This window comes from Yinghuangia sp. YIM S09857 (assembly GCF_051388915.1).
In the GTDB taxonomy this organism is placed as follows: Bacteria; Actinomycetota; Actinomycetes; order Streptomycetales; family Streptomycetaceae; genus Yinghuangia.
On record NZ_JBPKBH010000006.1, the window covers coordinates 52591 to 60662 of the forward strand.

The 8072-nt window shown below is 71.8% G+C and carries 7 protein-coding genes and 1 tRNA gene; 5 read left to right on the plus strand and 3 right to left on the minus strand.

The genetic code is table 11. From position 1 onward, the window contains the following. Positions 1-34 precede the first annotated feature (34 nt). From ACRX5S_RS14130 to ACRX5S_RS14140, 3 genes are all read right to left on the minus strand, one after another. Complete coding sequence (locus ACRX5S_RS14130) at positions 35-1768, minus strand: SpoIIE family protein phosphatase (RefSeq protein ID WP_436773262.1); 1734 nt, start codon at positions 1766-1768, stop codon at positions 35-37. A gap of 367 nt (positions 1769-2135) precedes the next feature. Then, positions 2136-3161, minus strand: a complete 1026-nt coding sequence (locus tag ACRX5S_RS14135) for an adenosine deaminase (protein ID WP_436773263.1) — start codon at positions 3159-3161, stop codon at positions 2136-2138. 342 nt (positions 3162-3503) lie between these two features. Next, a complete protein-coding gene (locus tag ACRX5S_RS14140) occupies positions 3504-4745 on the minus strand; it encodes a pyridoxal phosphate-dependent aminotransferase (protein WP_436773264.1) in 1242 nt (413 codons plus the stop codon). Positions 4746-5059: 314 nt separating this feature from the next. On the opposite strand from ACRX5S_RS14140, the gene ACRX5S_RS14145 reads away from it, so the two are divergent. From ACRX5S_RS14145 to rplA, 5 genes are all read left to right on the plus strand, one after another. After that, positions 5060-5132: transfer RNA gene (locus ACRX5S_RS14145), tRNA-Trp, on the plus strand. Positions 5133-5250: 118 nt separating this feature from the next. Continuing rightward, positions 5251-5577, plus strand: a complete 327-nt coding sequence (secE, locus tag ACRX5S_RS14150) for a preprotein translocase subunit SecE (protein ID WP_358363013.1) — start codon at positions 5251-5253, stop codon at positions 5575-5577. 124 nt (positions 5578-5701) lie between these two features. After that, the gene (nusG, locus tag ACRX5S_RS14155; RefSeq protein WP_436773265.1) at positions 5702-6526 is read left to right on the plus strand and encodes a transcription termination/antitermination protein NusG; all 825 of its coding nucleotides are present in this window, start codon (positions 5702-5704) and stop codon (positions 6524-6526) included. Between the two features lie 224 nt (positions 6527-6750). Beyond that, on the plus strand, positions 6751-7182 hold the full coding sequence (rplK, locus tag ACRX5S_RS14160) for a 50S ribosomal protein L11 (protein ID WP_358363015.1): 432 nt from the start codon (positions 6751-6753) through the stop codon (positions 7180-7182). A gap of 112 nt (positions 7183-7294) precedes the next feature. Beyond that, a complete protein-coding gene (gene rplA / locus ACRX5S_RS14165; RefSeq protein WP_436773266.1) occupies positions 7295-8026 on the plus strand; it encodes a 50S ribosomal protein L1 in 732 nt (243 codons plus the stop codon). Positions 8027-8072 lie beyond the last annotated feature (46 nt).

Sequence of the window (8072 nt, forward strand, 5' to 3'; positions counted from 1 at the left end):
CGCGACCTCGGACCGAGGCCGCGCCCACCGGGCGTCAGCCGCGCGGCAGCAGCCGCGACGCCATCACCGCGATGTCGTCCTGCGCCCCCGGACCCAGGTGGTCCAGCACATGGTCGAGCAGTACGCCGAGGTCGTCCCCGTCCGGCACCGGAGGCAGCTCGGTCAGCCGCCGCAGGGACGCGTCGATGTCCTCGCCGCGCCGCTCGACCAGGCCGTCCGTGTAGAGCAGCATCACCGGCCCGGGGACGCGCGGGACCGTCGTCGACGTGTAGCCCCCGGCGCCCGTCCCCAGCGGCGGCCCGACCGGCACGTCCAGCAGCCGGATCCCGCCCGGCTCCACAAGGGCCGGTGGCAGGTGCCCCGCACTGGCGATCTGGGCGGTACGCGCGCCCGGGTCCACCACCTCCAGCAGACACGTCGCGACCCGGTCGAAGCCCGCCGCCGCGACCATGTCGTCCAGCCGCTGCAACATCTCGTGGGGTGCCAGGCCCGCGGCCGCGACCGCGCGTACGAGCATCCGGTAGTGGCTCATCGCGACCGCGGCCTTGAGGCCGTGGCCCATGACGTCGCCCATGACCTTGAGCGTCCGGCCGCCGGGCAGCGCGACCACGTCGAACCAGTCGCCGCCGACCATCAGTTCGCTGCCCGCGGGCAGGTAGCGGGTGGCGATGTCGATGTCCGGACGCGGATCGCGCGGCTCCCCGAGCAGCGACTCCTGCAACTCCAGGGCCACCGCGTGCTCGTGCTCGTAGTGCAGCGCGTGGTCCAGGCTGACTGCCGCCCGCGTCGCGATCTCCCGGGCGGTCACCTCGTCGCGGTCGGTGAAGCCCGGCGACCTGCCGACCCGCATCAGCGTGAGGACTCCCAGCGTCCGCCCGCGCGCGACCAGCGGCACGGACATCCCCGAGTGCGCGCCCGCCGCCCGGTACGCCGCGATCCGCGCCGCCGCGGCACCCGGCCGCGCGGCCATGGTCCGGTAGTCCTCGCGCACCGCGCGGACCTGTTCCAGCACCCGTACGCCCGCCGAACCGGGCTCGTGTTCGAGCACCGTCCCGGCGCCGTTCAGGGCCTCGTTCACGCGCCGCAGCCCCGGCACCCCGGCCACCGCCTCGCGGCGCAGCAGCAGCGGGGTACCGCGCGCGGGCTCCGGGACCCCGGCGCGTCCCTGGCCGCCCTCGAAGGAGACGTACTCGGGAAGCAGGTCCACGGCCGCCCAGTCGGCGAGCAACGGCACCGCGAACGCGGCCAGTTCCGCGCACGTGGTCTCGCGGTCCAGCGTCGTGCCGATGCGCTCGCGCGCGGCGTCGAACAGCCCGAGCCGCAGTTGGTCGTCGCGGTCGTCGTTCAGTGAGCGGCGGTAGGCCGGCGACACCTCGACGACCACGCCGACGATGCCCCGCACCTCGCCGTCGGCCTCCCAGCGGTCGTAGACGCCGAGCCAGTACCGGCGCGAGTCCATGTCCGCGTCGTGCGTGCCGCGGGACGAGATCAGCTCGCGGGTCCGGCCGTCCGCGAGCACCGCACGCAGTACCGGCTCGTCCTTCGCCAGCAGCGGCATGACGTCGCTCGCCTGCCGGCCGAGATGGTCCGCGGCGGACACCCCGTTGATCTGCGTCAGAGCCTCGTTGACGTGCAGATAGCGCAGCTCGCGGTCGAGGATCAGCAGCCCCGCCGACGACGACGCGGCGAATTCACCGGCCACGCGCGCGAATTCACCGTCGTCCGCACCGGCGTCGAGATGCCCCGACGCGGGGGGCCGAGTCGTCATGTACGTGCCTTCCGCCAGTCCATCGCGACCGTGGCCGTGCGGGGGAGCCTCCCCGAGCCACCGAAAGGACAAACATGGAGAAAAGCAGCAAACAACCCTTGGGGCCCAGGGACTCCCGCCCCGCACGGCCGGACGGCCTCAAAGCCCCAGCGGCGGAGCGCCCGAGCCGCGGTGCCCCGGCCCGCGGTGCCCCGGCCTGCGGTGCCCCGAGCTGCGGCGCCCGGGGCTGTGCCGCCCCGAGCGGCCTCCTCGGCGGCCTCCCGAGAAGTCTCCCGAGCCGCGGTGCCCGAGGCGCGTCGCCCCGAGCCGCGCCGCTCCGAGCGGCCTCCCCGGCGGCCTTTCGAGGAGTCTCCCGGGCCCCGCCCCCTCAGCCCGCCAGCCAGGCGTCCACGCCCGACAGCAGCTTGTCCCGCACCCCTTCCGGGGCCACCGATCCCCGGATCGACTGCCTTGCCAGTTCCGCCAGCTCCTCGTCCGAGAAGCCCTGCGACGTGCGGGCGATCTCGTACTGGGCCACCAGGCGGGAGCCGAACAGCAGAGGGTCGTCGGCGCCCAGGGCGATCGGGACGCCCGCGTCGAACAGCCGCCGCAGCGGGACGTCCGCCGGGTCGTCGTAGACGCCCAGCGCGACGTTCGACGCCGGGCACACCTCGCACACCACCCCGCGCCGCGCCAGCTCGGCCACGAGTTGCGGGTCCTCCGCCGCCCGCACGCCGTGCCCGAGCCGCCGTGCGCCCAGCACATCCACGCACTCGCGCACGCTGCGCGGCCCGTCCAGCTCCCCGCCGTGCGGGTTCGCGAACAGCCCGGAGCGCCGCGCGATGTCGAACGCCCGCTCGAACTCCAGCGCGCGTCCCCGGCGTTCGTCGTTGGACAGGCCGAACCCGACGACCCGCCCCCGCTCCGCGTACCGCGCCGCCAGACGGGCGAGCGTGCGTGCCTCCATCTGGTGCTTGGTCCGGTTCGCCGCGATGACCACCGCGATGCCGACGCCCGTCGAGCGCTCCGCCTCCTCGACGGCGTCCAGGATCACCTCGACCGCGGGGGTCAGACCGCCGAGCCGCGGGGCGTACGACGTCGGATCCACCTGGATCTCCAGCCACCCCGACCCCTCCGCGGCGTCGTCCTCGGCCGCCTCGCGTACCAGGCGGCGCACGTCGTCCGCGTCGCGCACGCACGAGCGGGCGATGTCGTACAGCCGCTGGAAGCGGAACCAGCCCCGCTCGTCGGTCGCCCGGAGGCGCGGGGGAGTGCCGGAGGTGAGGGCGGACGGCAGGTGCACGCGGTACCGGTCGGCCAGCTCCAACAGGGTCTGGGTCCGCATCGAACCGGTGAAGTGCAGATGCAGGTGGGCCTTCGGGAGCGCGCGCACATCGCGGACGGGGTGATCCATCTCCCCGATCATTGCCGACCGGACGCCCGTCCGGGTGCAGTCCGCGCAGGTTGCCCCGACCGGATGACAACTTCCGCGCCCCGCACCCCGCTCACCAGGCCCGGACCCGCCGCTCGTACGCCCCTGGCCCGCCCCTCGCCCGTCCCTGGCCCGCCCCTCGCCAACCCCCGCGAACGCGGACGGGGGGGGGCCACNACCCCGCTCACCAGGCCCGGACCCGCCGCTCGTACGCCCCTGGCCCGCCCCTCGCCCGTCCCTGGCCCGCCCCTCGCCAACCCCCGCGAACGCGGACGGGAGCCGCCCACCGAACCCGGTGGACGGCGCCCGCCGCACGACAACGCCCTACTTGGCCTCCGCCAGGAGCTTCGCGATCCGCGACACACCCTCGGCCAGGTCGTCGTCGCCGAGCGCGTACGACAACCGCAGGTAGCCCGGCGTCCCGAAGGCCTCGCCCGGCACCACCGCGACCTCGACCTCGTCCAGGATCAGCCCGGCCAGCTCCGCCGAGTCCCGTGGCACCTTGCCCCGGATCTCCTTGCCGAGGACGCCCTTGACCGACGGGTACACGTAGAACGCGCCCTTCGGCTCGGGGCACTCGACGCCCGGGATCTCGTTGAGCATCCGCACGATGGTGCGGCGGCGCCGGTCGAACGCCACCTTCATCTCGTCGACCGCCGTCAGGTCCCCCGACACCGCAGCCAGTGCCGCCGCCTGTGCCACGTTGCAGACGTTGGACGTCGCGTGCGACTGGAGGTTCGTGGCCGCCTTGACGACGTCCTTGGGCCCGATGACCCACCCGACCCGCCAACCCGTCATCGCGTACGTCTTCGCCACGCCGTTGACGATGATCGTGCGGTCCAGCAGCTCCGGCACGACGGTCGGCATCGACACGAACTCGGCGTCGTCGTAGACCAGGTGCTCGTAGATCTCGTCGGTCAGCACCCACAGCCCGTGGGACGCCGCCCAGCGCCCGATCTCCTCGACCTGCGCCCGCGAGTAGACCGCACCCGTCGGGTTCGACGGCGAGACGAACAGCAGCACCTTGGTGTCGGCCGTGCGCGCGGCCTCCAACTGCTCCACCGACACCAGGTACCCGGTGGTCTCGTCGGCGACCACCTCGACCGGCACACCGCCCGCGAGCTTGATCGACTCGGGGTACGTCGTCCAGTACGGCGCCGGGACGATGACCTCGTCGCCCGGGTCCAGGATCGCCGCGAACGCCTCGTAGATCGCCTGCTTCCCGCCGTTGGTGACCAGCACCTGCGCGGGGTCGACGGCCAGGCCGGAGTCGCGCAGCGTCTTGTCGGCGATGGCCTGCTTCAGCTCGGGCAGCCCCCCGGCCGGCGTGTAGCGGTGGAACTTCGGCGCGCGGCACGCGGCCACCGCCGCGTCCACGATGTAGTCCGGGGTCGGGAAGTCGGGTTCGCCGGCGCCGAAGCCGATCACCGGACGGCCGGCGGCCTTGAGTGCCTTTGCCTTGGCGTCGACGGCGAGGGTCGCGGACTCGGCGATCGCGCCGACGCGGGCGGACACCCGGCGTTCTGCGGGCGGGGTGGACTGGGGGCTGGTGGAAGCTGCGGTCATGGGCCAATCGTCCCACTGCCGCTCCCGGCCGGGCACACAGGTTTCACGATATGCACGCGGAAGAGCACGCGGAGGGGCCGGAGAATGATCAGTGGGAGACCCACGGAAGATCAACCGAAGATCTACCGAAGAACAGCGGAAGATCCATGGGAGAGGGGTGCGCGGGGCCCTGACCGGGACGGCGACCGGGTGACGGGTTCGACCTGGGCGACCGCAACCCGTACACTCATCCACTGGCGGATCGAACCTGTTGCCGTCGCGCCCGGAAACCCGTGGTTGTCGGGCACGACTCTCGGCTAGGTTGGGACCACCGAAGGGCACTAGCTCAATTGGCAGAGCACCGGTCTCCAAAACCGGGGGTTGGGGGTTCAAGTCCCTCGTGCCCTGCGATGTGCCATCCCGACACGGATCCTCGATCCCGGGGTGCGCATAGCAGTCAGCGCCAGTCAATCAGCGCCGACGACACCGTCGGTGATCCAGTCAGACCGGATCCAGGTGAGGACGAGTGACGGAGGCCCGCGGCTCCACTGCCACGCCCGAGGACGAGAGCTCGGACGAACTCGGCGTGGACGAGACTCCCCCCGGCGGCAGGAACCGCAGGGGGCGCCGTGCCGACGCCGAAAAGCCCGAGCCGAAGAAGCAGGGCCTTTTCGCGCGCCTCGCACTCTTCTACCGGCAGATCGTCGCCGAGCTGCGCAAGGTCGTCTGGCCCACCCGCAACGAGCTCATCACGTACACGACCGTCGTGATCGTGTTCTGCCTGATCATCATCGGCATCGTGTACTCGCTCGACCTCGGGTTCGCCCGGGCGGCGCTCGAAATCTTCGGCTGATCCGGCCGTTCCGCCGGTTACTGTGGTGTCCGGGGCGTTGTGCCCCGGGCCCCGCCGGGTCGCGGCCTCTTCAGCGGACCGCCGGGCCCACCGATTGATCCCCACCCAGGAAGAAGCAGCCACCGTGTCAGACCCGAACCTGTTCCCCGACGAGACCGTCGAGGAGACGGGGTCCCTGTCGGAGCAGGCGGAGGACGCCTCCACCGGAGTCGACGTCGCCGAGCCCGCCTTCGACGACGAGACCGAGGCCGAGGCCGCGGTCGACGCCGAGGACGCTGCCGACGACGCCGAAGCGGCCGAGGACGCCGCCGGGGAGGACGCGGAGGACGCCGTCGCGGCCGAGCCCCAGGTGGACGCCCTTGAGGAGTTCCGCGACGCGCTGCGCCGGGCGCCGGGCGAGTGGTACGTCATCCACTCGTACGCCGGCTACGAGAACCGCGTGAAGGCCAACCTCGAATCGCGCACGACCTCCCTCAACATGGAGGAGTACATCTTCCAGGTCGAGGTGCCGATGGAAGAGGTCGTCGAGATCAAGAACGGCCAGCGCAAGACCGTCAAGCGCAACAAGTTCCCCGGCTATGTCCTGGTCCGCATGGACCTGACGAACGAGTCGTGGGGCGCGGTCCGCAACACCCCCGGTGTCACCGGCTTCGTCGGCAACGCCCACGAGCCCTTCCCGCTCACCCTCGACGAGGTCGCCAAGATCCTCGCCCCCGAGGAGGAGCAGGCCGCGGCCGGCGGCGGCACCGCGACCAAGGCGCCCGCCGAGGTCAAGGTCCTCGACTTTGAAGTCGGCGACTCGGTCACCGTCATCGACGGCCCCTTCGCCACGCTCCAGGCCACGATCAACGAGATCAACCCGGACTCGCAGAAGGTCAAGGGCCTGGTCGAGATCTTCGGCCGTGAGACCCCGGTCGAGCTGTCGTTCAACCAGATCCAGAAGAACTGACGGCACCACAGAGCTTCCGGAGTCCGGGGCGGCGCAGGACGCCGTCCCGGACCGCGGATTAGGGCGCCTTCGCAACGGTGGCTATCGTTGTGGGGGCGCCACGCCGCGTCCGCCGTTCCCCGAGGGAGCGGCCGAGCGTGGCGCACGTCGCACGAACGGGCCCCTTGCGGAGCCCTGCGTACCGTGCGGCGACACGGAAACACATCGTCGAAGGACCCGGAAACATGCCTCCCAAGAAGAAGCTTGCAGCCGTCATCAAGCTGCAAATCAAGGCCGGCGCCGCGACTCCGGCCCCGCCGGTCGGTCCGGCGCTGGGCCAGCACGGCGTCAACATCATGGAGTTCTGCAAGGCGTACAACGCGGCGACCGAGTCGCAGCGCGGCGACATCGTCCCGGTGGAGATCTCGGTCTACGAGGACCGCTCCTTCACCTTCGTGACGAAGACCCCGCCGGCCGCGCGCCTGATCCTCAAGGCCGCCGGTGTCGAGAAGGGCTCGGGCGAGCCCCACAAGACCAAGGTCGCCAAGATCACCCGCGACCAGGTCCGCGGCATCGCGGAGACCAAGATGCAGGACCTGAACGCGAACGACCTGGACGCCGCCGAGAAGATCATCGCCGGCACCGCCCGTTCGATGGGCATCACGGTCGAGGGCTGAGCCGCCCGCCCGGTCCGCGGCTCCCGTGAGCCGGGACCGACCCGAAATCCCGTGGCAGGGCCGTGCGTCGGCCCGAGCACACCACGACTCCTTCCGTACCTCAGGAGCAGAAGTGACGCAGCGCAGCAAGACCTACCGCGAAGGCGCCGCCCAGGTGGACCGCGAGCGGCTGTACGCCCCGCTCGAAGCCGTCCGCCTGGCGAAGGCCACCAGCAAGACCAAGTTCGACGCGACCGTCGAGGTCGCCCTGCGTCTGGGCGTCGACCCGCGCAAGGCCGACCAGATGGTCCGCAGCACCGTCATCCTCCCGCACGGCACCGGCAAGACCGCCCGGGTCCTGGTCTTCGCGACCGGTGACCGTGCCGAGGCAGCGAAGGCTGCGGGCGCCGACATCGTCGGCTCCGACGAGCTGATCGACGAGATCCTCAAGGGCAACCTGCTCAACGAGATCGACTCGGTCGTGGCCACCCCGGACCTCATGGGCAAGGTCGGCCGCCTCGGCCGCGTGCTCGGTCCGCGCGGCCTGATGCCGAACCCGAAGACCGGCACCGTGACCCCGGACGTGGCCAAGGCCGTGAACGAGATCAAGGGCGGCAAGATCGAGTTCCGCGTCGACAAGCACTCGAACCTGCACTTCATCATCGGCAAGACGTCGTTCAGCGACGAGCAGCTCATCGAGAACTACGGCGCCGCCCTGGACGAGGTCCTGCGGGTGAAGCCGTCCGCCGCCAAGGGCCGGTACGTCAAGAAGGTCGCCATCACCACCACGATGGGCCCGGGCATCCCGGTCGACCCGAACCGCACCCGCAACCTCCTCACCGAGGAGGACCCGGCCGCCGTCTGATCCACCCGGATCGGCCGCCGACCCGGCAGCGAACTCCCGTGGCCCG